This is a genomic window from Rhizobium aethiopicum, from assembly GCF_900094625.1.
GTDB lineage: Bacteria > Pseudomonadota > Alphaproteobacteria > Rhizobiales > Rhizobiaceae > Rhizobium > Rhizobium aethiopicum.
In genome coordinates, this window is record NZ_FMAJ01000011.1 from 88,842 (window position 1) to 114,479 (window position 25,638).

19 protein-coding genes and 1 pseudogene are annotated in these 25,638 nt (G+C 62.5%); 13 read left to right on the forward strand and 7 right to left on the reverse strand.

The window, feature by feature from the left end:
* Positions 1-104 precede the first annotated feature (104 nt).
* From GA0061105_RS22190 to GA0061105_RS22200, 3 genes are read left to right on the forward strand one after another with little or no spacing between them, the layout of a single operon-like run.
* Entirely contained in the window at positions 105-569 is a 465-nt protein-coding gene (locus GA0061105_RS22190; protein WP_064697493.1) for a MarR family winged helix-turn-helix transcriptional regulator, read from the forward strand.
* Complete coding sequence (locus tag GA0061105_RS22195; RefSeq protein ID WP_064697494.1) at positions 562-1,785, forward strand: HlyD family secretion protein; 1,224 nt, start codon at positions 562-564, stop codon at positions 1,783-1,785. The genes GA0061105_RS22190 and GA0061105_RS22195 overlap by 8 nt, the downstream gene beginning before the upstream one ends.
* A complete protein-coding gene (locus tag GA0061105_RS22200; RefSeq protein ID WP_092752884.1) occupies positions 1,778-3,319 on the forward strand; it encodes a DHA2 family efflux MFS transporter permease subunit in 1,542 nt (513 codons plus the stop codon). Before GA0061105_RS22195 ends, GA0061105_RS22200 begins: the two co-directional genes overlap by 8 nt.
* On the opposite strand, the gene GA0061105_RS22205 is transcribed toward GA0061105_RS22200, so the two are convergent.
* The 3 genes from GA0061105_RS22205 to GA0061105_RS22215 are packed head-to-tail and all read right to left on the reverse strand — an operon-like array spanning position 3,320 to position 5,234.
* Positions 3,320-3,937 carry a DNA-3-methyladenine glycosylase gene (locus GA0061105_RS22205; protein ID WP_092752886.1) on the reverse strand — a complete coding sequence of 206 codons (618 nt, stop codon included), beginning with the start codon at positions 3,935-3,937 and terminating at the stop codon, positions 3,320-3,322. It abuts the gene before it with no gap.
* Positions 3,938-3,986: 49 nt separating this feature from the next.
* Entirely contained in the window at positions 3,987-4,301 is a 315-nt protein-coding gene (locus GA0061105_RS22210; protein WP_064697497.1) for a hypothetical protein, read from the reverse strand.
* A 24-nt stretch (positions 4,302-4,325) separates the two neighbouring features.
* Positions 4,326-5,234: a LysR family transcriptional regulator gene (locus GA0061105_RS22215; protein ID WP_092752888.1), complete on the reverse strand. Its 909-nt coding sequence runs from the start codon at positions 5,232-5,234 to the stop codon at positions 4,326-4,328.
* A gap of 116 nt (positions 5,235-5,350) precedes the next feature.
* Between GA0061105_RS22215 and GA0061105_RS22220 the strand changes: the two genes are divergently transcribed.
* Positions 5,351-6,094 (forward strand): SDR family oxidoreductase, encoded by a 744-nt coding sequence (locus GA0061105_RS22220; RefSeq protein WP_064697505.1) that lies wholly within the window; start codon positions 5,351-5,353, stop codon positions 6,092-6,094.
* 228 nt (positions 6,095-6,322) lie between these two features.
* On the opposite strand, the gene GA0061105_RS22225 is transcribed toward GA0061105_RS22220, so the two are convergent.
* Entirely contained in the window at positions 6,323-7,234 is a 912-nt protein-coding gene (locus GA0061105_RS22225; protein ID WP_064697499.1) for a LysR family transcriptional regulator, read from the reverse strand.
* A 163-nt stretch (positions 7,235-7,397) separates the two neighbouring features.
* On the opposite strand from GA0061105_RS22225, the gene GA0061105_RS22230 reads away from it, so the two are divergent.
* The 6 genes and pseudogenes from GA0061105_RS22230 to GA0061105_RS22255 all read left to right on the forward strand — a co-directional run bounded on the left by GA0061105_RS22230 (position 7,398) and on the right by GA0061105_RS22255 (position 17,944).
* Positions 7,398-8,213, forward strand: a complete 816-nt coding sequence (locus GA0061105_RS22230) for an alpha/beta hydrolase (protein WP_092753005.1) — start codon at positions 7,398-7,400, stop codon at positions 8,211-8,213.
* Positions 8,214-8,259: 46 nt separating this feature from the next.
* Positions 8,260-9,450, forward strand: coding sequence for an efflux RND transporter periplasmic adaptor subunit (locus GA0061105_RS22235; protein WP_092752890.1), 1,191 nt, complete (start codon positions 8,260-8,262; stop codon positions 9,448-9,450).
* Between the two features lie 117 nt (positions 9,451-9,567).
* Positions 9,568-12,768: an efflux RND transporter permease subunit gene (locus tag GA0061105_RS22240; RefSeq protein ID WP_064695522.1), complete on the forward strand. Its 3,201-nt coding sequence runs from the start codon at positions 9,568-9,570 to the stop codon at positions 12,766-12,768.
* A gap of 286 nt (positions 12,769-13,054) precedes the next feature.
* Positions 13,055-14,839, forward strand: a complete 1,785-nt coding sequence (locus GA0061105_RS22245; RefSeq protein ID WP_064695537.1) for an IlvD/Edd family dehydratase — start codon at positions 13,055-13,057, stop codon at positions 14,837-14,839.
* A gap of 131 nt (positions 14,840-14,970) precedes the next feature.
* Positions 14,971-16,789, forward strand: a pseudogene (locus GA0061105_RS22250) (putative bifunctional diguanylate cyclase/phosphodiesterase).
* A 306-nt stretch (positions 16,790-17,095) separates the two neighbouring features.
* Complete coding sequence (locus GA0061105_RS22255; RefSeq protein WP_092752892.1) at positions 17,096-17,944, forward strand: GNAT family N-acetyltransferase; 849 nt, start codon at positions 17,096-17,098, stop codon at positions 17,942-17,944.
* Positions 17,945-17,947: 3 nt separating this feature from the next.
* Here the strand turns inward: GA0061105_RS22255 and GA0061105_RS22260 are convergent, their stop codons facing one another.
* Complete coding sequence (locus GA0061105_RS22260; RefSeq protein WP_092752894.1) at positions 17,948-18,865, reverse strand: DMT family transporter; 918 nt, start codon at positions 18,863-18,865, stop codon at positions 17,948-17,950.
* 191 nt (positions 18,866-19,056) lie between these two features.
* Here GA0061105_RS22260 and GA0061105_RS22265 point away from each other — a divergent pair, with 191 nt between their 5' ends.
* Both GA0061105_RS22265 and GA0061105_RS22270 read left to right on the forward strand, forming a co-directional pair.
* Positions 19,057-20,355: an adenylosuccinate synthase gene (locus GA0061105_RS22265; protein ID WP_092752896.1), complete on the forward strand. Its 1,299-nt coding sequence runs from the start codon at positions 19,057-19,059 to the stop codon at positions 20,353-20,355.
* 59 nt (positions 20,356-20,414) lie between these two features.
* On the forward strand, positions 20,415-22,892 hold the full coding sequence (locus GA0061105_RS22270; protein WP_092752898.1) for a hypothetical protein: 2,478 nt from the start codon (positions 20,415-20,417) through the stop codon (positions 22,890-22,892).
* Positions 22,893-23,086: 194 nt separating this feature from the next.
* On the opposite strand, the gene rpoH is transcribed toward GA0061105_RS22270, so the two are convergent.
* Entirely contained in the window at positions 23,087-23,995 is a 909-nt protein-coding gene (rpoH, locus tag GA0061105_RS22275; protein WP_064695517.1) for an RNA polymerase sigma factor RpoH, read from the reverse strand.
* A gap of 191 nt (positions 23,996-24,186) precedes the next feature.
* Positions 24,187-25,212, reverse strand: a complete 1,026-nt coding sequence (locus GA0061105_RS22280) for an RluA family pseudouridine synthase (RefSeq protein ID WP_092752900.1) — start codon at positions 25,210-25,212, stop codon at positions 24,187-24,189.
* Between the two features lie 41 nt (positions 25,213-25,253).
* Here GA0061105_RS22280 and GA0061105_RS22285 point away from each other — a divergent pair, with 41 nt between their 5' ends.
* A complete protein-coding gene (locus tag GA0061105_RS22285; RefSeq protein ID WP_092752902.1) occupies positions 25,254-25,637 on the forward strand; it encodes a hypothetical protein in 384 nt (127 codons plus the stop codon).
* The last annotated feature ends 1 nt before the right edge of the window (position 25,638 follow it).

Here is a 25,638-nt window from a genome sequence, read left to right on the forward strand (position 1 = left end):
GCCGCGGCTGCGGAATATGCTGCTTGCACCCTTGTACGGACCTCCATGCGCAATATATGCCCACATATCATAAGTATGCTCATAAATAGCCGGCAAAGGTTTCAATGGACGCGACGCCCACACTCGGTTTCCTTCTCCACGACGTTGCACGGCTGCTGCGCAAGCGGTTCGAGCAACGCGCGAAGTGTCTTGGGCTGACGCGGTCGCAATGGCAGACGCTTGCTTACCTCTCGAACAATGAAGGCATCCATCAGAGCGGCCTTGCCGAAATTCTCGAAATCGAGCCGATCACGTTGGTGCGCATCCTCGACAAGCTCGCCGAACGCGGATTGATCGAGCGCCGCCAGCACCCGACCGATCGGCGCGTCTGGTTGCTCTACATGCGCGACGAGGCGCATCCGCTGCTCGCCGAAATGCGCGAACTGGGGGACGTCACCCGCGCGGAGGCTCTGGAAGGCGTCTCAGCCGGGCAACGCGAGCAACTCTATCAGATCCTATCCGCGATGAAGACGAACCTGGTGCAGGCTTGCCGGACACCGGTCGAAGACAATGAGATGAACAATGGCTGATCAACCCTCCCTCCGCGTCGTTGCCGACGCCAATGCCGAGACATCCGTCGAAGAAAACGAAGTCACACAGCAGAAAACGGTAGCCGAAGCGCCTTCATCCAGTTCAGCGCCGGCTGCCGGCGTGGCTGCGCCTGGCGGCAACAAGGTCCGCCGCCGGCGCAGTCTCACGCGCCCCGTCCTTTTCGCGCTGCTGCCGGTGGCGCTCGTCGTCGGCGGTTACTATTACGTCAATGGCGGCCAGGTGATGTCGACCGACAACGCCTATATCCAGGCCGACATGGTCGGGGTCACCACCGATGTCTCGGGCATCGTCGAGCGGATCGACGTGCATGAAAACGAGGCCGTCAAGGCGGGGCAGGTGCTCTTCAGCCTGGAGGCCGATTCCTTCAAGATCGCGCTCGATGGCGCCAAGGCGCAGCTCGGCGCTCAGCGCAACCAGATCATGAACCTCAAGGCGAGCTATCAGCAGTCGCTCGCCGAGATCACCCAGGCGCAAGCCGATCTGCCCTATTACCAGGATCAGTTCGACCGGCAGCAGGCCCTCGTCAACAATGGCAGCGCAACGCAGTCCGCCTATGACGAGGCCAGGCACAATCTCGAGGCAGCTCAGCAGAAGGTCGCCGTCGCCAAGGCGGAAGCCGCAACGACGCTGGCCCAGCTCGGGGGCAGTGCGGATCAGCCGGCCGAGGAAAACCCACTTTACCTGCAGGCCAAATCGCAGGTCGACAACGCCCAACGCGAGTTCGACCACAGCGTCGTCAAAGCGCCCTTCGACGGCATCGTTACCAATGTCAGCGCGCTGCAGGTCGGCTCCTACCTGCAGGCTTCGCAGCAGGCCTTCTCGCTTGTCGCAACCGACCATTTGTGGATTGCCGCCAGCCCGAAGGAAACCGAGCTGACCTACGTCAAGCCTGGGCAGTCGGCCGAGATCTACGTCGACACCTATCCAGGCGTGACATGGAAGGGCAAGGTCGAGAGCATCAGCCCTGCATCCGGCTCCAGCTTCTCGCTGCTGCCGGCGCAGAACACCACCGGCAACTGGGTGAAGGTCGTCCAGCGCATTCCGATGCGCGTCAGCATCGATGATGCCGCAGGCAAGCCGCCGCTGCGCGTCGGCATGAGCACGGTCGTCGACGTCGAGACCGGCCATGCCCGCGGCCTGCCCGACTTCGTTAACAAGCTTCTGGGCCGGCCTCAGGGCAAGGACCATGAGTAACGCTCCGGCATCTCCAGCGGGTCCGCTCGCCAATCGCGGCGCGATCACGGCCTGCGTCATTCTCGCCGTCATCATGCAGGCCCTGGACACGACGATCGCCAACGTGGCGCTGCCCTATATCCAGGGCAGCGTGTCGGCCTCAGCCGACCAGATCAACTGGGTGCTGACATCCTACATCGTCGCGGCGGCGATCATGACGCCGCCCTCCGGATTCCTCGCCGCCAAATTCGGCCGCATGCGCGTACTGCTCGTCGCAATCGCCGGCTTCGTGGCCGCCTCCGTTCTCTGCGGCCTTGCCCAATCGCTGAACCAGATCGTCGCCTTCCGCCTGTTGCAGGGCCTGTTCGGCGCATCGCTGGTGCCGCTTTCCCAGGGCATTCTCCTCGACATCTATACTGTCGAGGAACGCGGCTCGGCCATGGCGCTTTTCGGCGTCTCGGTCATGGTCGGGCCGGTGCTGGGACCCGTCATCGGCGGCTGGCTGACCGACAATATCAGCTGGCGATGGGTGTTCTACATCAACGTGCCGATCGGCGCGCTCGCCTTCGCGGGGATCGTCGTCTTCGTTTCGGAAACGAAGAGAGATGCGCTTGCCAAGCTCGACTGGTTCGGCTTCGGGATGATGAGCCTGTTCATCGCCTCTTTGCAGCTCTTCCTGGACCGCGGGGAGCAGCTCGACTGGTTCTCATCCGGCGAGATCATGTTCGAAGCGATCATCTGCGCCGCGGCGTTCTATCTGCTCCTCGTGCACACGCTGACCGCAGAGAAATCCTTCGTCAATCCGAAGCTGTTTCTCGATCAGAACTTCACGATCAGCATGATCTTCATCTTCGTGATCGGCATCACCTATCTCGCGTCGCTGGCACTGATGACGCCTTACCTGCAGACGCTGATGGGCTATCCCGTCATCACCGCCGGTATCGTCATGGGGCCGCGCGGGCTCGGCACCATGCTCTGCATGTTCATCGTTGGGCGGCTGATCGGCAAGGTGGATACGCGTTGGCTGCTGGTGCTAGGTCTCGGGCTCACCGCCTGGGCGATGTACGATATGACGGGCTGGACGCCCGACGTCTCGCAATGGACGATCGTCTCGGTCGGCTTCATCCAGGGCGCCGGGCTCGGCTTCCTCTTCGTTCCGCTGACGACGATCGCTTTCGCCACGCTGCCCGCCCAGATGCGCGGCGATGGCACCGGCCTCTACAATCTGTCGCGCAACATCGGCTCGTCGGTCGGCATCTCGATCGTCTCGGCGCTGATCGTCGAGAACACGCAGAGCAACCATGAATCGATCGCGGCCTATGTGACGCCGTTCAACCACGCCTTCAATGCGGTGGCGGCCCAAGGGCTCAGCCCTGTGACGGCAGCCGGGCGCGCCTCGCTCAACGAGATCATCACGCTGCAGTCGACGATCATTGCCTATATGGACGATTTCAAGCTCTTGATGTTGATGTCGCTCGCGGTCATTCCGCTGGTGCTGCTGCTGCGCAAGCCGAAGGCGGAACCCGCCGTCGACCACAATGCGGTGATGGAATAATCAGCGAAAAGGCTTGCTGAGATATCGCGATCCCTGAACGCCGAAGCGCCAAGGTGCTTCGGCATTTCTAGTGATGCCGATGCGTTTTCCCGAGACAATAGGCACCGGCACAGACGGCGTGAGCGCATAGGGCGGACGGTCGAGCAGCCTGTCGTTGATTTCGATGTCGATGCCGAGGGCCTGGCAGAGCTTGCCCGGGCCGCTGCAGAGCGCCGTCAGCATGTCGGTGCCGCGCCGCTGCATCATGGCGGCAATGCCCGTTTCCGGCTCGAGCGCCCGGATCAGCACGGCCGAACCCGGATGACAGACGAAGTTCAGGCACCAGTACATGCCGTAGATGCGGTAGATGTAGACATTGCCGGGTCGGCCGAACATGGCGCCGTTGCGCTTGGTCGGGCCGCGAAAACTGTGGGAGGCTTCGTCATCGGGGAAATAGGCTTCGGTCTCGGCGATGCGCCCGCCGGCGCCATCGACTGTGAGATGGCAGCCGAGAAGATCGCGGGCCACGGTGATCGCGTCGCGCTCGAAAAACGTCCTGAGGCCTTCGCCGGCAAGCGCGCCGGCGCCGGCCGCGCCCTTCGTCATTCCACCATCGGTCATGGCCGAGGCAGATAACATCCGGCGCGTCCCTCGTCACCCCGAAACCGCATCACGCTTCGGACAGGCGTCAGCGAGCGGCATTGGGATCGCGCATCGGAATCGAGGAGACAGTGACGGAGACCGGATCGCTTGCCGGGAAGGAATCCTCCAGGCCCTCCTCCAGTTCCTCTTCGAGAAGGGCCGGATCCTTGCTGCGCGCGCCGTCGCCGTGGGCAGATCCGGTTGCTGCCGCAAGCAGGGCCTTGGCACGCGGGACCGCGTTTTCCAATGTCAGTTCGGGTGCGCTTCGCAGCGTTACGGCAACGCTGTCTTCGCCTTCACCGCCGAATTCGACGACGAAGCCGTCTTCCGTCTGGTAGACGGTGATATCGCTGAGTGCCATGGTTCTTCCCCCAAAACGCTTATATTAGCAAAGCGTGTTTTTGGAGTTTTGTCGAGCGAAGACCTTCGCCAGCCAATCGATGAAGACGCGCACGCGCGGGGAAAGCTGGCGGTTGCGGGGGTAGAGCAGGGAGACCGGCGTCGGGCTCGGCGGAAAATCCTGGAGCACGTGGATCAGCGTGCCGTCGGAAAGGTCTTTTTCGGCGTGGTAGCGGGGGATCTGGATCAGGCCGAGGCCCATCCTCGCTGCCCCAACATAGCTTTCGGCCGCGTTGACCGTGACCGTCGCGGGAATGGTTATGTTGCGTGCCGCACCGCCGATGGTGAATTCAAGCGGCAACAGACCGCCGGTGCTGCTCGAGTGGAAGCCAACCATGCGATGGCCGGCAAGCCGGTCCGGATGCTGCGGCAGGCCGCGGGCGGCGATATAGGCGGGAGAGGCGAGCGTGACCTCATCAAGCATTGCGACGCGCCTTATGACCATGTCGCTGTCGGCAGGCGTGCCGACGCGCAGCACGCAATCGATGCCCTCGCGCACCAGATCGACCAGGCGATCGCCTTCGCTCATGTAAAACTCGATCTCCGGATAGGTCTCCAGAAAGGACGGTAGGCTGGGAAGCACGAAATGGCGTGCGAGCGTGCCGTGCACATCGACGCGCAACGGGCCTTTCGGTCTGGCGCCGGCAAAGGCCCCTTCCGCATCCTCGATGTCGGCGAGGATCGACAGGCAGCGCTGGTAGTAGGCCTCGCCGTCGAGCGTCGGGCTGACATGGCGCGTCGTGCGCTGGAGCAGGCGCACGCCGAGGCGAGCCTCGAGCTGTTTGACCGCATCGGTAACGGTCGAGCGCGGCACTCCCGTGTCTTCTGCTGCGAGGGTGAAGCTGCGGCGCTCCACAACACGGCAGAACACACGCATGGCATCGAATCTGTCCATCTTATTTGTTCGCATTTTCCGCATAGTGATGCCGAAGAATGCACGATTATCCGCCAAAGAAAAAGGCCCATCTTCTTTTCATCGAAAACGCGCTGCGGCGCAGAGGGAGAAGAACAATGGCTTCCAGCGAAAACAGCAAGGTCGCACTGGTCACCGGCGCTTCCCGGGGTATCGGCGCGGCAGTCGCCAGACGCCTTGCCAGTGACGGGTTCACCGTCGTCGTCAATTATTCCGGAAGTGCCGCTGCGGCGGAGGATCTGGCCCGGGTGATCGAGCAGGCCGGCGGCAGGGCGCTGACGGCCAAGGCTGATGTCAGCGATGCTGAAGCCGTCCGACGAATGTTCGATGCCGCGGAAGGCGCCTTCGGCGGCGTTGATGTGCTTGTCAACAATGCCGGCATCATGATGCTGTCGCCTCTCGCCGAAGCTGACGACGCCAGTTTCGATCGGCAGATCGCCGTCAATCTCAAGGGCACTTTCAATACGCTCAGGGAAGCGGCCAGGCGCCTGCGTGGCGGCGGCCGGATCATCAATTTGTCGACCTCGATCGTCGGGTTAAAGCTCGAAACCTACGGTGTCTACGCCGCCACCAAAGCCGCCGTCGAAACGCTGACGGCCATCATGACCAAGGAGATGCGCGGCCGTAACATCACCGTCAATGCCATCGCGCCGGGGCCGGTGGCCACCGATCTCTTCCTCAACGGCAAGACGGAGGAACTCGTCACCCGCATGGCGAAGATGAACCCCTTGGAGCGCCTCGGCTCGCCGGAGGACATCGCCTCCGCGGTCGCTTTCCTTGCTGGCCCGGACGGCGGCTGGATCAACGGCCAGACACTGCGCGCCAATGGCGGTGCGATCTGACGAAGGCGCCATCGCGATTATGTGAACGACGCTTGTAGGTTTTTCCTCTTACAATCTGGTGGAGAGTGCTTATAACTAATCTATCGCGAGAGAGCGGAGTTCCCTGACGCTCTCTCGCGAACCTCCAGAGCCTGCCGCGCCCGCTCTGGGCGCGACAGGCCCGATGTTCCAATATTGCGGCTCGTCGAAGGTTCCCCCTTGCCTTCCGAGCCGTTTTTGTTTGGCCGCTCAATGGTCGTTAAGCTTGGCATCGACCAGGAGCTTCACCAGCCAGTCGACGAAGACGCGCACCTTGTTGCTAAGGTGGCGGTTCGGCGGATAGACCACGTAGAGCGGAACCGGATCGCGGCGCCAGTCCGGCAGCACGCGGATGAGCTCGCCCCGCCGCATCGGTTCGCGCGCCATGAAGGTCGGCACCTGTGCGACGCCGAGCCCCGTCAGTGCCGCGGTCAGATAAGTCCGGCTGTCGTTGACCGAGGCAATGCAGCGCGGGGTGGTCTCGACCATTTCATTGCCCCGACGAAACTCGAAGGGCAGCGTCCGGTTGTTCTGGGCGCGGAAATAATTGACGGAATAGTGCGTGGCCTCCAGATCCTCGGGCCGTTCGGGCATGCCGAATTTTTGAATGTAGCTCGGCGAAGCGCAGGTGACGAGCTCCATCTCCGAAACGCGCCGGGCGATCAGCGACTGGTCGGTGGGAGTGCCGGCCCGCAGTGCACAATCGACGTTTTCGACGAGGTAATCCACCGTGCGGTCGCTGACCCCCAGATCCAGACGGATGTCAGGATAGCGCTGGTAGAAGTCACAAAGTGCCGGAACGACGATAGCATCAGCAAAGGCGCCGCTCATCTCGATGCGCAGCCGCCCGCTCGGCAAGCTCTGCGAGTTGGAGAGGCTGCCATCGAGTTCCTCCAACTCGGAGATGATCTGGGCGGCACGTTCGTAATATAGCGCGCCGTCGGTGGTCACCATGACCCGGCGCGTGGTGCGGTTCAGAAGCTTGGTGCGCAGATGCGCTTCGAGGCCCTGAATGAGATTGGTCACCGTGGCCTTCGGCATGGCGAGCATGTCGGCGGCGCGGGTGAAATTGCCCGTCTCCACGACGCGGATGAAGACGCGCATTGCCGAGAGCTGATCCATCGGTTTCAAGTCCGCAGTTTGCGTTGCACCATTATTCGAGAATCGGAACAGTGTAATCGCGATATCGCTTCTTATTCCCTGTGCTGAATAACAATATCTTTTTTTTGGAAAATGCAAGCGGCGGACGGCGCTGTTTGCTCCGATGCGGAAAGCGACCGGAATCATGACGGTGGAGTGGAAAGATATGATGCTGGACAAGGTGGCCATCGGCCCCGTCTCAGCACGTATTTACCAGGGCGCCGATTACGGTAAAGGTCCGCCGATCGTGCTATACCTGCATGGCGGCGCATTTCTAGACAGTGAGGCCAACGTCGATCGGCCGGTGGCTATGAGCCTGGCAAAGGCGGGCGCCATCGTCGCTGCCGTCGACTATAGCAGCCTCTCCGACAATATGTTTCCGCAGGCATTGGAAGTTTCCTTCTCCGTTTTCAGCTATCTCGCCAACAAACGTGCTGCCGGTCTCGGCGACCGCAAGTCGCTGCTCTTCGTCGCCGGTGAGGAGGCAGGCGGCAATGTCGCCGCCGGTGTGGCGCTGAAGGCGCGTGACCAGTTGCCCGATGCGCTCGACGGCCAGGTTTTGATTTCGCCGCTGCTTGATCCCTTCATGGGCACCTCCTCCATCCGCAAGGCGGAAGCCATCGGCATGCGGCAGCGCTGGACGGAGGGCTGGAGTCATTATCTGAGCGGTGGCGGCTGCCATCCCTATGCGGCGCCCTGCCTCTGTTCGCGTCTTTCAGGCGTCGCGCCGGCACTGATATTCACCGCGGAGGACGATCCTCTGCACGATGAAACAATCGGTTACGGTGCCCGCCTGAAAAAGGCCGGTGTCGGTGTGCGCCAGCATGTTCTTCCCGCCGGGATGGGCTGGGCTTCGATTTATGGTGGGAAATCCGGGGAAGCGTCCGATTGGCAGGAACACGTCAGCCGCCATTTCGGAAGTTTCCTTCAGGACGTAAGCGTCCAACCGCAATTGCATTGAAGAAGATCTGATATTTCGGCGGCTCGAGGCCGCAAGGAGAGTACTGATGACGTCCAGAAGCAAGCGCTGGGCCCTGGTGGGTGCCGGCATAAGTGTCATTGCGTCCGTTTCCGGCGCTGCATTGTTTTTTGAATTGCCGATGAGCAGAACCGCCACGGCTGCATCCGAGCCCGCGCAGCCTCCGGCTGTGCCGGTGACGGTTGCCGTCGTCGCGGCGCGTGACGTGACGGCCTGGGAGAGCTTCTCCGGCCGCCTCGAAGCGGTGGATCGTGTCCAGGTTCGTCCCCGTGTCGAAGGTGCCATCCTGTCGGTGGCTTTCCGTGAGGGAGCGCTGGTGAAGCAGGGCGACCTGCTCTTCACCATCGATCCAGCTCCCTACCAGGCGAGCGTGGCGCAGGCGCAAGGCCAGGTCGCTTCGGCCGAAGCCAAGGTCAGCCTGGCGCAGACCGAACTCGACCGCGGCCGCAGGCTTTCCGACAACCGCACCATTTCCCAGAGCGATCTCGATCAGCGCCAGAGCGCGCTGGCCGAGGCTCAGGCGGGGCTGCGTTCGGCACAGGCCGCCTTACAGTCGGCCCAGCTCAATCTCGATTATACGCAGGTGCGGGCCCCGGTTTCCGGCCGCATCGGCAAGATCGAGGTGACAACCGGCAACCTGGTTGCGGCCGGATCGGCCTCGCCTGAACTGACGACGCTCGTTTCGGTCGATCCGATCTATGCGAGCTTCAACGCCAGCGAGGAGATGGTGACGCGCGCCCTTGCCCAGTTGCCGCAGACCGACGGCGCTCTGCCTGCCGTCGAGCAGATCCCTGTCGAGGTGGGCACGCTCGCCGACGATGGCACCCCTATCAAGGGCAAGCTGCAGCTGATCGACAATGAGGTCGATGCATCAAGCGGCACGATCGGCGTGCGTGCCGTCTTCGACAATCCGGGCGGGCGTCTCATCCCCGGCCAGTTCGTGCGCGTGCGCATGGGCCAGCCGAAGGCCGAGAACAAGATCGTCATCAGCGACCGCGCCGTCGGTACAGACCAGGACAAGAAGTTCGTCTTCGTCGTCGACGCCGAGAACAAGGTCGCGTATCGGCAGGTCCAGCTCGGCATGCTGTCTGACGGTCAGCGCGTCGTCGAAAGCGGCCTGAACGCCGGCGAGAAAATCGTCGTCAACGGTCTGCAGCGCATTCGTCCCGGCGCCGTCGTCGCACCCCAGATGGAAGAGAAGGTCGCGACCGCTCAGTAGGGATTCCGCCTGCCCCTGCAGGGGCGGGCCATACCTGAAATCACATGACCCGCCGGCGGCGTCTCGCCCGCCGGACAGGGACTTTGCATCCATGTTCACCCCGGAGAGGGCTTTGATATGAACATCTCCAGATTCTTTGTCGACCGCCCGGTCTTTGCCGGTGTCCTTTCGGTCCTCATCGTGGTTGCCGGCCTGATCGGCCTGCGGGCGCTGCCAATTTCCGAATATCCCAACGTCGTGCCGCCGTCGGTCGTCGTGCGCGCCACCTATCCCGGCGCCAATCCGAGCGTCATTGCCGAAACGGTGGCGACACCGCTCGAAGAGCAGATCAACGGCGTCGAGGACATGCTCTACATGTCGAGCCAGGCGACGTCGGACGGCGTGCTCAACGTCACCGTCACCTTCAAGCTCGGTACCGACCCCGACAAGGCGCAGCAGCTCGTGCAGAACCGCGTTTCGCAGGCCGAACCGCGCCTGCCGGCGGAAGTCCGTGCACTCGGTATCACGACGGTCAAGAGCTCGCCCGACTTCATCATGGTCGTCAATCTCGTCTCCGACGGCGAAAGTCACGACATCACCTACCTTCGCAACTACGCGACCCTCAATATCAAGGACCGGCTCGCCCGCATCCCAGGCGTCGGTCAGGTGCAGGTCTTCGGCGCCGGCGACTATTCGATGCGCGTCTGGATCGATCCGCAGAAGGCGGCCGAGCATGATCTCGCCGCCAGCGACATCAGCAACGCCATCAGCTCGCAGAACGTCCAGGCCGCTGCCGGCATCATCGGCGCGTCGCCGAGCCAGCCGGGCGTCGACCTGCAGCTCAACGTCAATGCCCAGGGCCGCTTGCGCACGCCCGAGGAGTTCGGCAACATCATCGTCAAGACGGGCGCCAATGGCGAGATCACCCGACTTCGCGACGTCGCCCGCATCGAGCTCGGCGCTGCCGATTACACGCTGCGTTCGCTGCTTGATGGTAAGCCGGCGGTCGCCGTTGCCGCGCTCCAGGCACCCGGTTCGAACGCGATCGAGATCGCCGACAATGTGCGCGCGACCATGGATCAGCTGCAATTGGCGATGCCGCAGGGCGTGAAATACGAGATCGTCTACGATACGACGAAATTCGTGCGCTCCTCGATCGAGAAGGTCATCGACACGCTGCTCGAAGCCGTCGCACTCGTCGTGCTCGTCGTCATCCTGTTCCTGCAGACATGGCGCGCCTCGATCATCCCGCTGATTGCCGTGCCGGTATCGATCATCGGCACCTTCGCGGTCATGTATGTCTTCGGCTTCTCGATCAACGCGCTCAGCCTGTTCGGTCTGGTGCTCGCGATCGGCATCGTCGTCGACGACGCGATCGTGGTCGTCGAGAACGTCGAGCGCAACATCGAACAAGGCTTGTCGCCAAGAGCCGCCACCTACAAGGCGATGAAGGAGGTCTCCGGCCCGATTATCGCGATCGCACTGGTGCTCGTCGCGGTTTTCGTGCCGCTCGCCTTCATCTCCGGCCTGTCGGGACAGTTCTATCGCCAGTTCGCGCTGACTATCGCGATCTCAACGGTCATCTCGGCCTTCAACTCGCTCACCCTGTCGCCGGCGCTCGCAGCCCTTCTCCTGAAAGGCCATCATGCGCCGAAGGACTGGCTGACGCGGTTCATGGACGCGATCTTCGGCTGGTTCTTCCGCGGTTTCAACCGTGTCTTCGGCGCGGGCTCGAATGCCTATGGCAAGGGTGTCGGCAGCCTGGTGTCGCGCAAGAGCATCGTCATGGTGGTCTATCTGGCGCTGGTCGGCGCGACCTACAGCATGTTCACCACAGTGCCGGGCGGCTTTGTACCGTCCCAGGACAAGCAGTACCTGATCGGCTTCGCTCAGCTGCCGGATGCCGCCAGCCTCGACCGCACCGAAGACGTCATCAAGCGCATGACCGACATCGCGCTCGCCCAGCCTGGCGTCGCCAATGCGATCGCCTTCCCAGGCCTGTCGATCAACGGCTTCACCAACTCGTCCAATGCCGGCATCGTCTTCGTGACGCTGAAGGATTTCGAAGAGCGCAAGACGCCTGATCTCTCAGGCGGTGCCATTGCCATGGCGCTGAACCAGAAGTTCGGCGTCATCCAGGATGCCTTCATCGCCATGTTCCCGCCGCCGCCGGTCAACGGTCTCGGCACGACGGGCGGTTTCAAGCTGCAGATCGAGGATCGCGCCGGCTTGGGGAACCAAGCACTCGACGAGGCGACCAAGGCAGTGCTTGCCAAGGCCTACCAGACGCCTGAGCTTGCCGGGTTGTTCTCCAGCTTCCAGATCAACGTGCCGCAGCTCTATGCCGATCTCGACCGGGCCAAGGCCGAGCAGCTTGGAGTTTCCGTCACCGACGTCTTCCAGACGCTGCAGATCTACCTCGGTTCGCTTTATGTGAACGACTTCAATGCCTTCGGCCGCACCTACAGCGTCCGGGTGCAGGCCGATGCGAAATTCCGCGCCCAGCCGGAAGATATCGGCCAGTTAAAGGTCCGTTCGGCGTCGGGCGAGATGATCCCGCTGTCGGCGCTGCTGAAGGTGGAGCCGAGCACAGGTCCGGAGCGCGCCAACCGCTACAACGGCTTCCTGGCTGCCGATATCAATGGCGGTCCGGCGCCGGGCTTCTCGTCCGGTCAGGCGCAGGCGGCGATCGAGAAAATCCTGCGCGAGACCCTGCCCGCCGGCATCGACTTCGAATGGACGGATCTGACCTATCAGCAGATCCTGGCCGGCAATTCGAGCGTCGTTGTCTTCCCGCTGGCGCTGCTGCTCGTCTTCCTGGTGCTCGCCGCCCAGTATGAAAGCCTGACGCTCCCGCTTGCGATCATCATGATCGTGCCGATGGGCGTGCTGGCGGCGTTGACGGGGGTCTGGCTCACCGGCGGAGACAACAACATCTTCACCCAGATCGGCCTCGTGGTCCTTGTCGGTCTATCGGCGAAGAACGCGATCCTCATCGTGGAGTTCGCCCGTGAACTGGAGTTCGAAGGCAGAACGCCGCGGGAGGCCGCGGTCGAAGCCAGCCGCCTGCGTCTCCGCCCGATCCTCATGACCTCCATGGCCTTCATCATGGGTGTCGTGCCGCTCGTCGTCTCGACCGGCGCCGGTGCGGAAATGCGTGCCGCCATGGGCGTCGCGGTGTTCTCCGGCATGATCGGCGTCACCTTCTTCGGCATCTTCATGACGCCTGTGTTCTACGTGCTCTTGCGGCGGATGACGGGCAATCGCCCGCTTGTCCAGCACAAGCCGGATGAACACAAGGAAGAAGAGGCCGAGGTCATCCGGCTCGCCGCGGAATAACGCAAATCCAACCTTCCTTTGTCGAGTAAATCGGGCGGGAACTTCGGTTCTCGCCCGTATCGTTTTTAGGACACCCGATAAAAATGCGTTACGTCCATCAAAACGGTTGCAACCATGGGCAAGGGGACTATCAAAGACGGATAGCAGCTCTGTGGATCGGCGCGGCCTCACCTCCACCATCTGGACGCGAGGCCGGCATGGCCTGGAGCTCTTGCGGGAGATGTGAGAAGGACTGTGGCGGCCAGCTTCTCGACTTCGAGAGAAAATGGCCGGTCGGGAGGACAAGATGACGGACAGCCAACGGATGAAACGCCGCCTGCGTTCGCAGGACTGGTTCGACAACCCCGATCATATCGACATGACGGCGCTTTATCTCGAGCGCTTCATGAATTACGGCATCACGCCGGAAGAGTTGCGTTCCGGCAAGCCGATCATCGGTATTGCCCAGAGCGGCAGCGACCTTACCCCCTGCAACAGGGTGCATATGGAGCTTGCCAAGCGCGTGCGCGACGGCATCCGCGATGCCGGCGGCATTCCGATCGAATTTCCGACACATCCGATATTCGAGAACTGCAAGCGCCCGACGGCTGCCCTCGACCGCAACCTCGCCTATCTCGGCCTTGTCGAAATCCTCTACGGCTATCCGCTCGACGGTGTCGTTTTGACCACCGGCTGCGACAAGACCACGCCTTCGGCGATCATGGCCGCCTCAACGGTCGATATCCCGGCGATCGTGCTCTCCGGAGGACCGATGCTCGATGGTTGGCACGAGGGGGAGCTGGTCGGCTCTGGCACGGTGATCTGGCGGATGCGGCGGAAATATGCGGCAGGTGAGATCGATCGGGAGGAGTTTCTGCAGGCGGCGCTCGACTCGGCTCCATCCGTCGGCCACTGCAATACGATGGGCACGGCTTCGACGATGAATGCGCTGGCCGAGGCGCTCGGCCTGTCGCTCACCGGCTGCGGCGCCATTCCGGCCGCCTACCGCGAGCGAGGCCAGATGGCTTATCGCACCGGACGGCGCGCCGTCGAGATCGTGTTCGAGGATCTGAAGCCATCGGATATCCTGACGCGAGCGGCTTTCCTCAATGCGATCCGTACCAATTCAGCAATCGGCGGCTCGACCAATGCGCAGCCGCATCTGGCCGCGATGGCCAAGCACGCCGGCGTCGAACTCCATGCCGACGACTGGCAGGTTCATGGTTTCGACATCCCGCTTTTGGCCAATGTCCAGCCTGCCGGTGTCTATCTCGGCGAGCGTTATCATCGCGCCGGCGGCACGCCGGCGATCATGTGGGAGCTGCTGCAGGCCGGAAAGCTCGATGGCGACTGTCGCACGGTGACAGGCCGGACGATGGCGGAGAACCTGAGAGGGCGGGAGGCGAGCGACCGCCAGGTCATCCGGCCATTCGACGAGCCGCTGAAGGAGCGGGCGGGCTTTCTCGTTCTCAAGGGCAATCTCTTCGATTTCGCCATCATGAAGATGAGCGTCGTTTCGGAGGATTTCCGCAGGCGCTATCTCCAGGAGCCCGGCCGGGAAGGCGTTTTTGAGGGCAAAGCAGTGGTCTTCGACGGGTCGGAAGATTATCATCTCCGCATCAATGATCCCGCTCTCGGCATCGACGAGAATACGATCCTGGTGATCCGCGGCGCGGGGCCGCTCGGCTGGCCGGGGTCGGCAGAGGTCGTGAATATGCAGCCGCCGGACCATCTTCTGAAGCGCGGTATCCGCAGCCTGCCGACGATCGGCGATGGCCGTCAATCGGGTACTGCCGACAGTCCCTCGATCCTCAACGCTTCGCCGGAGAGTGCTGCCGGCGGCGGCCTCGCGTGGCTTCGCACGGGTGATGTCATCCGCATCGACTTCAACCACGGGCGCTGTGACATGCTGGTGGATGACGCCGAAATCTTGCGGCGCAAGGAGGAGGGTATTCCGCCGGTGCCGGCGGATGCGACGCCGTGGCAGCGGATCTACCGCCGCACGGTGACGCAGTTAGCGGACGGCGCTGTTCTGGAAGGGGCGGCGGAATTCCGCCAAATCGCGAAAAGGCCACCGAGGCATAACCACTGATCCTGGCGCTGCGGTAAAACGCAAAAGCTTTGATCCAAAAAGGGAAAGTCGTAACCAAGATTTCACCTCGTCCTTCGTTCGAGCCTGGAGACGAGGCTTCCTTAATGCCGCCCGAAGACCATATTCCAATTATGCAAGCTTCCAAGGCTGAGACCGTGTTGCCAAGAAATAAAGCCACACGATCCGAACAAGAGTTTCAGGATCTTCTGCGCCGGCTCGAACTCGCTCTCGACGCATCCGGGATCGGCGTCTGGGAACACAGCATCGCGACTGACAGGATACTATGGGACGCGCAGATGCACCGGCTCTACGAGACCGGCGAGACATGCCGGCAAGTGCCGACATGGTTCTGGTCGAATGCGATCCATCCCGACGATCGCGAGCGAGCCGAACGTGACTTCGAGCAGGCCATCGCCGCGCGGGGCGCCTATGACTCGCAATTCCGAATCGTGCTGCCGAGCGGTGAAATCCGCCACCTTCGTTCGCGGGCGCATTTTTATGCGGATGCGGAGGGCGCGCCCTCCTTCATCGGCGCCGAATGGGATGTGACGGCCGACGTCGAACTCAACGCCGAGCTTGCCCGCCAGAAGATGATGGCCGAGGCGAGGGCGCTGGCGCTTGAGCAAAGCAATGCGCGGATCGAGCATGTCGCCGATCACGATTATCTCACCGGCCTGCCCAACCGGCGCCTTCTCGACAAGCGGCTGGCGGAGCTGCCGGTTGACCGGAGCGTCGAGACGCTTGGCGTGCTGCATCTCGACATCGACCAGTTCAAACAGATCAACGACAGTCACGGGCATGCGGCAGGCGACGTCGTGCTTCGGGCCGCAGCCCTCCGCATCGCCGCCGCCATTCCCGGGAATGGCATGGTCGCGCGCGTCGGCGGCGATGACTTCGTTATCGTGCTGGTCAATTTCGCCGATCTAGCCGAATTGAAGCTGATCACAGAGGATGTTCAGCGGCGGCTGCGCAAGAAGATCCGTTTCGGCCAGGAGATGCTGCAATCGGGTGCTTCGATCGGCGTTTCATGGAGCGGCGACCGGCGGGCACGTAACCTCTTGGCCGAAGCCGACCTGGCGCTCTACCAGGCCAAGAAGCTTGGACGCAACCGCATCGAATTCTTCACGCGGCAACTGCAGGAAGATCTGCGATCCAAGCGTCGCCTGGCCGAAGAGCTCAAGCTCGGGTTGGAGCGCGGCGAGATCGTTCCCTACTATCAGGTGCAACTCGACGCCCGCACGCGCGAGGTCATCGGCTTCGAGGCGCTGGCGCGCTGGAGGCATCCGGAGAAGGGAGTACTCGCCCCGGGGCGTATTCCTGAAGATCGCCGACGAGCACGGACTTGCGGCGGAGATCGACGCGGCGATCCTGAAACGCGTTCTCGAAGACCGGCAGTCTTGGCAGTTGCGCGGTCTTGTGGTGCCGCGCATCGCCGTCAACATCTCGGCGTCGCGTCTCGCAGACCCGGCGCTGCTCGGCAAGCTGAAGAAACTCGATATTCCGCCGGGAGCAATCGTGTTCGAGCTGGTCGAGACGATTTTCCTCGACGACAGCGACGAGAAGATGTTCGATCATATCGATGACATCAAACAGATGGGCGTCGACATCGAGATCGACGATTTCGGATCGGGCCATGCCTCGCTCATCGGCCTCGTCAAGCTGCGGCCGAAGCGGCTGAAGATCGACCGGCAACTCATTGCAGAGGTCGTCAGCTCGGACGAGCAGCGGCGCGTGGTGGGATCAATCGTCGAAATCGCCAAGGCGCTCGATGTCGAGGTGATCGCCGAGGGCATCGAGACCGAGGCACATGCCGCCGTGCTGGCGCAGCTGGGTTGCGACGGCCTGCAGGGCTATGCGTTCGGCTATCCAGCTCCGGCAGCCGAGACAGCCAGGCTGTTCCCATCGGTCACGGGCGGAGCCGAGGAGCACAAGGCAGCGATAGGAGGCTGATTTGTGCTCCAAATCCTTTTCGTCTGAGGGATGAGTTAGAGAGCGGATTCGGCGCGACATTTTATTCCGGCCAGCGAGACGATAAATTTCGCGGCAAGTAATTTTCTTGAGCTTGCAACGGCATTGTTTCATGGTAATGCGGAAACGAAGCTTACGGCATTGCATCGAAAATCATTATACGCGTCGTCAAGACCATGAGCGCGCGCTTCTCAAGCATTCGCAGATGCGATCGGGGGAGCCGTGACCTGACAATTGCTTTGCTGTTGGCGGGATGGACTTGCAGGACATTCAATCTGGGAAGGTCGCATGAATTCGGAATTTGCCGTTCGTTCGATGCGGCCCGGCGAATTGGAGCTCGTGCTCGAATGGGCGCGTCAGGAGGGGTGGAATCCCGGCCTCGACGATTCGCTTGCATTTCTCGAAGCCGATCCGTCGGGGTTTTTCGTCGGCGCGATCGGTGAAGTCCCTGTCGGCTCGATCTCGGTCGTCAAATATGGCGACAGCTTCGCCTTTCTCGGCCTCTACATCGTCCACCCCGATTTTCGCGGCAAGGGTTACGGCAAGGCGATCTGGGAAGCGGCGATCGCGACGGCGGAGGGCCGGACGATCGGTCTCGATGGTGTTGCCGCTCAGCAAGAGAACTACCGCAGGGCCGGCTTCGAACCCGCTTATACCACCCTTCGCTATGGCGGCGTTCCCACCACCCTGCCGGCTTCCCCCCTCGTCGCGCAGCCGGTGCTGGATTCGCGCCTGGAAGGGCTGCTGCGTTATGATTCGGCGGTCTTTCCGCAGCCGCGGGAAGCCTTCCTTGCCGCCTGGTGCACGGGCCGCAAGGGGCGCCGCACCGCAGTGGTGCGCAAGAACCATAAGATCCGCGGTTACGGGACGATCCGCCGCTGCTACGAGGGCTATAAGATCGGCCCGCTCTTTGCCAACGACGCAGACAGCGCCGCGGCACTGCTTGCCGAATTGATTCCAGAGGCAAAGGGGGCTCCGGTCTTCATCGACATTCCCGCCGAGCATCGTGAGGCAATCGCGCTTGCGGAAGGCCTCGGGCTTCAACCGGCGTTCGAGACGGTGCGCATGTATCGCGGACCGGCCCCGGCCATCCCGATGAAGCACGTCTTCGGAGTGACGACGCTGGAGCTTGGTTAAGCCCTAATCCATGGGTGAGGCGGGGACCGTCGGAGCCGAAGTTTTCGGCCGGCCTTTTTCGGCGATTGCGATACCGCCCAACGTCAGTGCCAGCGCGATGACGTGGAAGGACTGCAGCCTTTCGCCGATCAGAGCAACGGAGAGCAGGGTTCCGAACACCGGCACCAGATTGATGAAAAGGCCGGCCCGGTTGGCGCCGATCGCCTCGACTCCCTTGATATAAAGAATCTGCGCCAGCAGCGAGGGGAAGGTCGCAGTGTAGAAAGTGATGACCCAACCGGCCTGATCCGGCCATTGCGCGGCGCCGCGGCCTGCTTCCCATAGCAGCAGCGGCACTGAGGTCAGCATGGCGCCGAGCGCGGGGAATGCCATCAGCGTGCGCCAGTCGAGCGGTGGCTTCCAGCGCAGGAAGATCGTGTAAACCGAATAGGCTGCGATGGCGATCAGCATCAGCCCGTCGCCGCGGTTGAGGCTCAATTGCAAGAGCGTCTTCAGGTCGCCGTGGGCGGCGGTCAGAGCGACGCCGATCAGCGTCATACCGAAGCCCAGACATTGCGCCAGCGAGATTCCGGTGCGGAAGAACATGAAATTCAACAGGAAGATCAGCATCGGAATGCCGGCCTGCTCGATGGCGACATTGATCGCCGTCGTATATTGCAGGGCTGAATAAAGCATGGCGTTGAAGGTGGTGTAGCCGACGACGCCGTAGAAGAGCAGCAGCGGCAGGTTCTTCCTGACCACCGGCCAATCCTTTTTGAGTTGCGGCACCGAGATCAGGGCGATCAGCGTCACGGCGATGAACCAGCGCAGGAAGGTCAGCATCATCGGGCTGATGTGGCCGACCGCGAGCTTGCCGGCGACGGAATTGCCGCCCCAGCAAAGGGTGGCGATGACGAGACAGATATAGGCCGTGGCTTGCAAGAGCGTTCTTCCCGTCTTTTTGCGGTCGCCGGGCGGCGTTTTGTAACCGGCAATAGCCTGGCGGCGGCTGATTTGTCACGTAAAAAGCCCAATCTGCTGCGACAACAGGGTCGCTTTCCAAAAAACAAAGCTTTATAGATGCGCGGGTTTGAGCAGGTGCGCGGTTCTGCGCCGGTAACAGGAAGAGTTGGATGACGAACGTAGTCGTGGTCGGTTCGCAATGGGGTGACGAAGGCAAGGGCAAGATTGTCGACTGGCTTTCGGAGCGTGCGGATATCGTTGTGCGCTATCAGGGCGGACACAATGCCGGCCATACGCTCGTCATCGACGGCACGAGCTACAAGCTCTCGCTCTTGCCGTCCGGCGTCGTGCGCCCGGGCAAGATGGCCGTCATCGGCAACGGCGTCGTCGTCGATCCGCATGCGCTGATCGCCGAGATCGGCCGGCTGGAGGCGCAGGGCGTGACGGTTACGCCCGATAATCTGCGCATCGCAGACAATGCGACGCTCATTCTTTCCCTGCACCGCGAGCTCGACGCGATGCGCGAGGATGCGGCATCGAACAGCGGCACCAAGATCGGCACGACGCGTCGCGGCATCGGCCCGGCCTATGAAGACAAGGTCGGCCGCCGCGCCATCCGGGTCATGGATCTGGCCGATCTCGACAGTCTTTCCGGCAAGGTCGACCGTATCCTGACGCATCACAATGCGCTTCGCCGCGGCCTCGGCGTCGCCGAGGTCAGTCACCAGGCGATCATGGAGGAACTCACCTCCATCGCCGACCGGGTTCTGCCCTTCCGCGATACGGTCTGGCTTTTCCTTGACAAGGAGCGCCGAAAGGGCTCCCGCATCCTCTTCGAAGGCGCGCAGGGCAGCCTGCTCGACATTGACCACGGCACCTATCCCTTCGTGACCTCGTCGAACACAGTGGCCGGTCAGGCGGCCGCCGGTTCTGGCATGGGACCGGGTTCGCTCGGCTACATCCTCGGCATTACTAAGGCCTATACGACGCGCGTCGGCGAAGGTCCGTTTCCGACGGAGCTCACCAACGAGATCGGCCAGTTCCTCGGCGAAAAAGGCCATGAGTTCGGGACCGTAACCGGGCGTAAGCGTCGCTGCGGCTGGTTCGACGCCGCACTGGTGCGCCAGTCGGTCGCAACCAACGGCATTACCGGCATCGCACTTACGAAGCTCGATGTGCTCGACGGTCTCGAGGAATTGAAGATCTGCGTCGGTTATATGCTCGACGGTGAACAGATTGATCATCTTCCCGCAAGCCAGGGAGCGCAAGCTAGAGTCGAACCGATCTACATCACGCTGGAGGGATGGAAGGAATCGACCGTCGGCGCCCGCAGTTGGGCGGATCTTCCGGCGCAGGCGATCAAATATGTTCGCCAGGTCGAAGAACTGATCGGGGCGCCGGTCGCGCTCCTTTCCACCAGTCCGGAGCGGGACGACACGATACTTGTGACCGATCCGTTTGAGGATTAAGGTCACGGGCCACTGTGGAGGACAGTTCGGCAGAAGCCGGACTTCTTGAGAAAGTACGAATGGCGGATTTTATTGCAGTTATTCGGCGGGCCGTTGACGGCCTGGCTGAAAATACCCCCGAGATGCGGGTGAAAGTCTACGAACGTGCTCGCGGCGCGGTGCAGCGGCAGCTCGAGAACATGAAGCCGCGTCCGCCGGAAGCCATGCTGCAACGCCAGCTCGAAAAGCTCGAGGCCGCCATCCGCGAAGTGGAGGCAGAACACTCCGAAGCGCTGCCGCTCGACGAGGCGGCTGGCGCTGTGCCGGAAATCTTGGAAGAGCAGGTGGTTCCCGGCGAAAGCGAACCAGCGCCTGTGCCGCAGGCGGCTGCAGACGCGCCGATCGATGAAGCCGATGCTGAATCGCCGGCGGCCGAAATCGTCGACGAGCCCGACCACAGGGTAGCCGACGCACGACAGGAAACCCAGGAAGATGTCGCGGCCGAGGAGCCCGAGCCAGCGGAATTCGAGCCCTCGGAAACACCGGTTTCCGCCGAGACAGCTGAACCCGTCGAGTCTCACTGGCATCCCTCGCATGAGGAGGAGGCGCCGGCCGAAGAATGGCATGCCGGCGAGGCGCGTGACGTCGCTGCCGAAGAAGTGCTGCCGGAACATCACGATTTCGAAGCGCCGTCTGCCAGCCATCCCGACGAGGAGGCCGTCGAACAGTATGCCGACGAGCAGCATTCCGTCGAAGCCGAGAAGGTCGCGGCCGAACCTGCGACTGAGAGCCATGAGCCGGAGGCCGATACGGCTTACGAGCCCATCGAGTCGTTTCAGCCGATCCCACGCGGAATAGAGCATGCCTCCAATCGGCTGGTGGAGCCGGTCGCTGATTTCGATCGCGCGCAGGAATTCGTCGAACACAGCCGGGAGGAGCCGCTGCAGGCAGATGCCGCGGCCCATTTCGATCCCGTCTGGACCGAGCCTGCCGCCGAAACACCAGCTCCGGCGCCCAAGGATGCCGAGACCGAGTGGGCCGAAGAGGAGCTCCGGCAATATTCGGAAACGGCGCCGATCACCGCCGACGCTTCGGCGCGCGCCTTCGACGACGTAATATCGAGCCTGGAGAAAATGGCGCCCGCCGCTGTCATGCCGGCCGCCAAGGAAGCTTTCTCCTGGGAGAAGGCCGCGTTCGACGATCTGCCGCCGATCGAGGCGGGCACCGACAAGAAGACGCCGGTTTCCTCGCATTTCGACGATGTCGATATCTTCGCGGAAGTGCACGACGGCAAGCCCACACCCGCCGCTGGCGCGCCGAGCGAGGGTTGGCGTGAAGCGAAGGCGCTGCGTGGCTATGACCGGCGCGGCCCGATAGCCATTGACGATGACGACGCCAATCCGGCGATGGATATCGATCAGATCGTCGCCTCCAAGCTGCAGGGCAAGAATTTCCGCATGGAGCCGAAGCGCCGCCGCTTCGGCATCGGCACGGTGCTCACTCTCCTCTTCGCGCTCATCCTGATCGGTGGCGGCGCCTATGCCGGCTGGATGAACAGAGAGGCGCTGGTGGCGATGGTCGATGGGCTTGTTAGCTCGGCGCCGTCGCAGGCTACCAGGAACGAGCCGGCAACGACGACGGCGGAGTCCGAAACTCCGGCCCAGCCGACGCCGACGCCAGCCCAACCCGCCACGCCGGAAGCGCAGAATACGCCAGCGGCACCGGCACAGCCGAACCAGCAAGTGGCATCATTGAACAATGATGGTGCGGCCGCGAATTCCAAATTTACGCAGCGCCTGCTTTCCGACGGGACCGAAGTCGACAGTGGCCCGGCGACGGTGCCGGGAACGCCGACCGCCGAGGGAAAATCGGTAGCCGAGCAGAACGTCGCGGCAGCGGATACGCCGGCTGCCGGCGCGCAAGGCGGTACGGCACCGCCCGAAACGCTGACTCCCAACGGCCCTGCAGCATCGCCGCAGCAGACCGCGCCGGTTGGCTCGTCGCAGAAAATGTTCCTCTATGAGGAGCGCATCGGCCAGAGCTCGCCGACGGCGATCGAAGGATCGGTCGTCTGGAGCGTACAGCACGAGGCTGGCCAGGGCGGCCGGCAGGAGGCGACGGTGCAGGGCAACGTCACCGTTCCCGAGCGCAATCTATCGGCTCTCGTCACCTTCAAGCGCAATTCCGATCCGTCGCTGCCGGCAAGCCACCTTGTCGAGATCGTCTTCTCGGTGCCGCCGAATTTCGAAGGCGGCAGCATCGAAAGCGTCCAGCGCATTTCGATGAAGCGCACGGAGCAGGATCGCGGCGACGCGCTGATCGCGGTGCCGGCCAAGATCACCGACGATTTCCATATGATCGCGCTCAACGATTATCCCGATGCGCGTAAGGCCAACCTCGAGCTCATGTCGAGCCGCAGCTGGATCGATATCCCGATCACCTACCGCAACGGCCGCCGCGCGCTGCTGACGATGGAGAAGGGCAATTCAGGAATGGAGGCCTTCAATACCGCCATCAAGGAATGGACCGCGCTCGGGGATGTTTCGACGAGCCAGTGAGTGGGCTCTCGGTGCGTTGTGCCACCGGCCCCCTCATCCGCCTGCCGGCACCTTCTCCCCGCTGGGGAGAAGGGAATAGGCGGCGTCCTGCTGCACGGCGCGCCTTCAACGTCCTCCTGCCGGCATCGCCCGCCACCAAAAACGCCACCTCCCCGTATGAGGGAGGTGGCGTTCTAATTCTCAAGTTCAGCCGATCAGGCCGTGGCTTCGACGACGCGAATTGCCTTGGCGCGCTCAAGGGCCTCCTTGCGGACGGCATCCTGCACCTTTTCAAAGGCGCGGACTTCGATCTGGCGGACGCGTTCGCGGCTGATGTCGAATTCAGCCGACAGGTCTTCCAGGGTCACCGGTTCCTCGGCGAGGCGACGGGCCTCGAAGATGCGGCGCTCGCGTTCATTCAGCACGCTCATCGCCTTCGCCAGCATACGCCGGCGGGTCTCGAGTTCGTCCTGTTCGATCAGCACATCTTCCTGGCTGTCGTGGTCGTCCACCAGCCAATCCTGCCATTGACCGCTGTCGCCTTCGGCCGCCTTGATCGGCGCGTTCAGTGAAGCGTCGCCGGAGAGGCGGCGGTTCATCGAGATGACCTCCTCCTCCGAGACGTTCAGCTTGGTGGCAATTTCCGATACATGCTCCGGCTTCAAGTCACCGTCATCGATCGCCTGGATGCGACCCTTCAGGCGGCGCAGGTTGAAGAACAAGCGCTTCTGGTTTGCGGTCGTGCCCATCTTCACCAGCGACCACGAGCGCAGGATATATTCCTGGATCGAGGCCTTGATCCACCACATGGCGTAGGTGGCGAGGCGGAAACCGCGCTCGGGGTCGAATTTCTTGACCGCCTGCATCAGGCCGACATTGCCTTCAGAGACAACTTCGCCGATCGGCAAGCCGTAGCCGCGATAACCCATCGCGATCTTCGCGACCAGGCGGAGATGGCTGGTGACGAGCTTGTGGGCGGCGTCGCGGTCGCCATGCTCGGCATAACGTTTGGCTAGCATATATTCCTGCTGCGGCTCCAGCATGGGAAATTTGCGGATTTCGTCGAGATAACGATTGAGGCCGGCTTCGCCGGCGGTAATGGACGGCAAGGTATTTCGGGCCATAGTGCACCCTCCTGAAGTGAATTCCGGCTCCCGATGGAAACGCGTCCCCGCGTCGAAAAGGCAAACCGGGACGTGCGGCTTTCTACCCAAGCCCGCACTAAGTCTATATACAGATAAGTATGGCGAAACGGCGGTTCAAGGGACCGCTCACGCAGGTGTGAGGCGGGGAGGGCGGCATCCCGGAGCCGCCTTTATCGCCGCAGAGCCTCGACCAGTTCCACCATATCGTTCGGCAGCGGAACCTCGAAATGCATGAGTTCGCCGGTGCGGGGATGCTCGAATTGCAGCATGAAGGCGTGCAGCGCCTGGCGGTCGAACCCCTTGACCACCTTTCGGATCTCTTCGGGCAGCAGATTTGCCTTGGTCCTGAAACCGGCCCCGTAAACCATGTCGCCGAGCAGCGGGTGACCGATATGGGCCATGTGCACGCGTATCTGATGGGTGCGGCCGGTTTCGAGGTGGCACTCGACCAGCGATGCGAGCGCCGTCGCATCAGGGTTCTCATGAAAGCGCTCGATCACCTGATAGTGCGTAATTGCGTGATCGGCGTCCTGACTGTCGGGGCGCTTCACGGCGCGGCGGGTGCGGTCGCCGGTGGCACGGCCAAGAGGCGCGTCGACCGTGCCGGACAGCGTGCGAGGGCGCCCCCAGACGACCGCCTGATAAGCCCGCTCCAGCGGCATGGTGCGGCCGTGGTCGGCAAATTGAAGCGAGAGGTGGCGATGGGAGATGTCGTTCTTGGCGACAACCATGACGCCTGTCGTGTCCTTGTCGAGGCGATGGACGATGCCGGGGCGACGCACGCCGCCGATACCGGAAAGCGTATCGCCGCAATGATGGATAAGCGCGTTGACCAGCGTTCCTGTCCAGTTGCCGGGGCCGGGATGGACGACCAGGCTAGCCGGCTTCGATATGACGATGAGGTCGTCGTCCTCGTGCAGGATATCTAGCGGGATATCCTCACCCTGCGGAGTCGGGTCTTCCGGCTCGGGCAAGGTGATCTCGAAACTGTCGCCTACACGCACCTTGCGCTGCGGATCGGTAATCTGCTCGCCCCGCAGAGAAACCCAGCCGTCCTTGATCAGCGCCTTGATGCGGCTGCGGGAAAAATCCTCGCCGACCTGCGCCGTCAGCCAGGCGTCGAGCCTGCCTTCGGCGGTTTCATCGGCGGTCAGGACTTTTCTAATGCCGGCTGCTTGTTTAAAGGGGTCGCTCAAGACGCTTCTTCTCCGACGCATTTTTAGAACGGGACGCACAGATGACAGCAATCGAGCCAGACGACCAGGAAGAGAAGCCCCTTGATCCGGCAATGGAAAGTGTCCGGCGCAAGATGGTCCGCCTGCAGATCGTTTCCGGCGCCATCATGTTCGTGAGCCTTATGGCGGTCTTCGGCGCGGTTGTCTATAAGACGATGCGGGAGCCCAAGGCGACGGCGTCCACTGCCGCAGCCTCCGAGGTACCTTCGGATGCGCCGCTTGCGGCGACCCTTTCGCTGCCGCTCGGGTTCAAGGTGCAGTCCACCTCGTTTTCGGCGGGGCAGATCCTGTTCTATGGCGAAACGGTCGAGGGCAGTAACAAGGCGCTGGTGTTCGACCTCAAGACCGGCCGCACCATCGCCGACGTCACCGTCGCGGGGAAGTGAG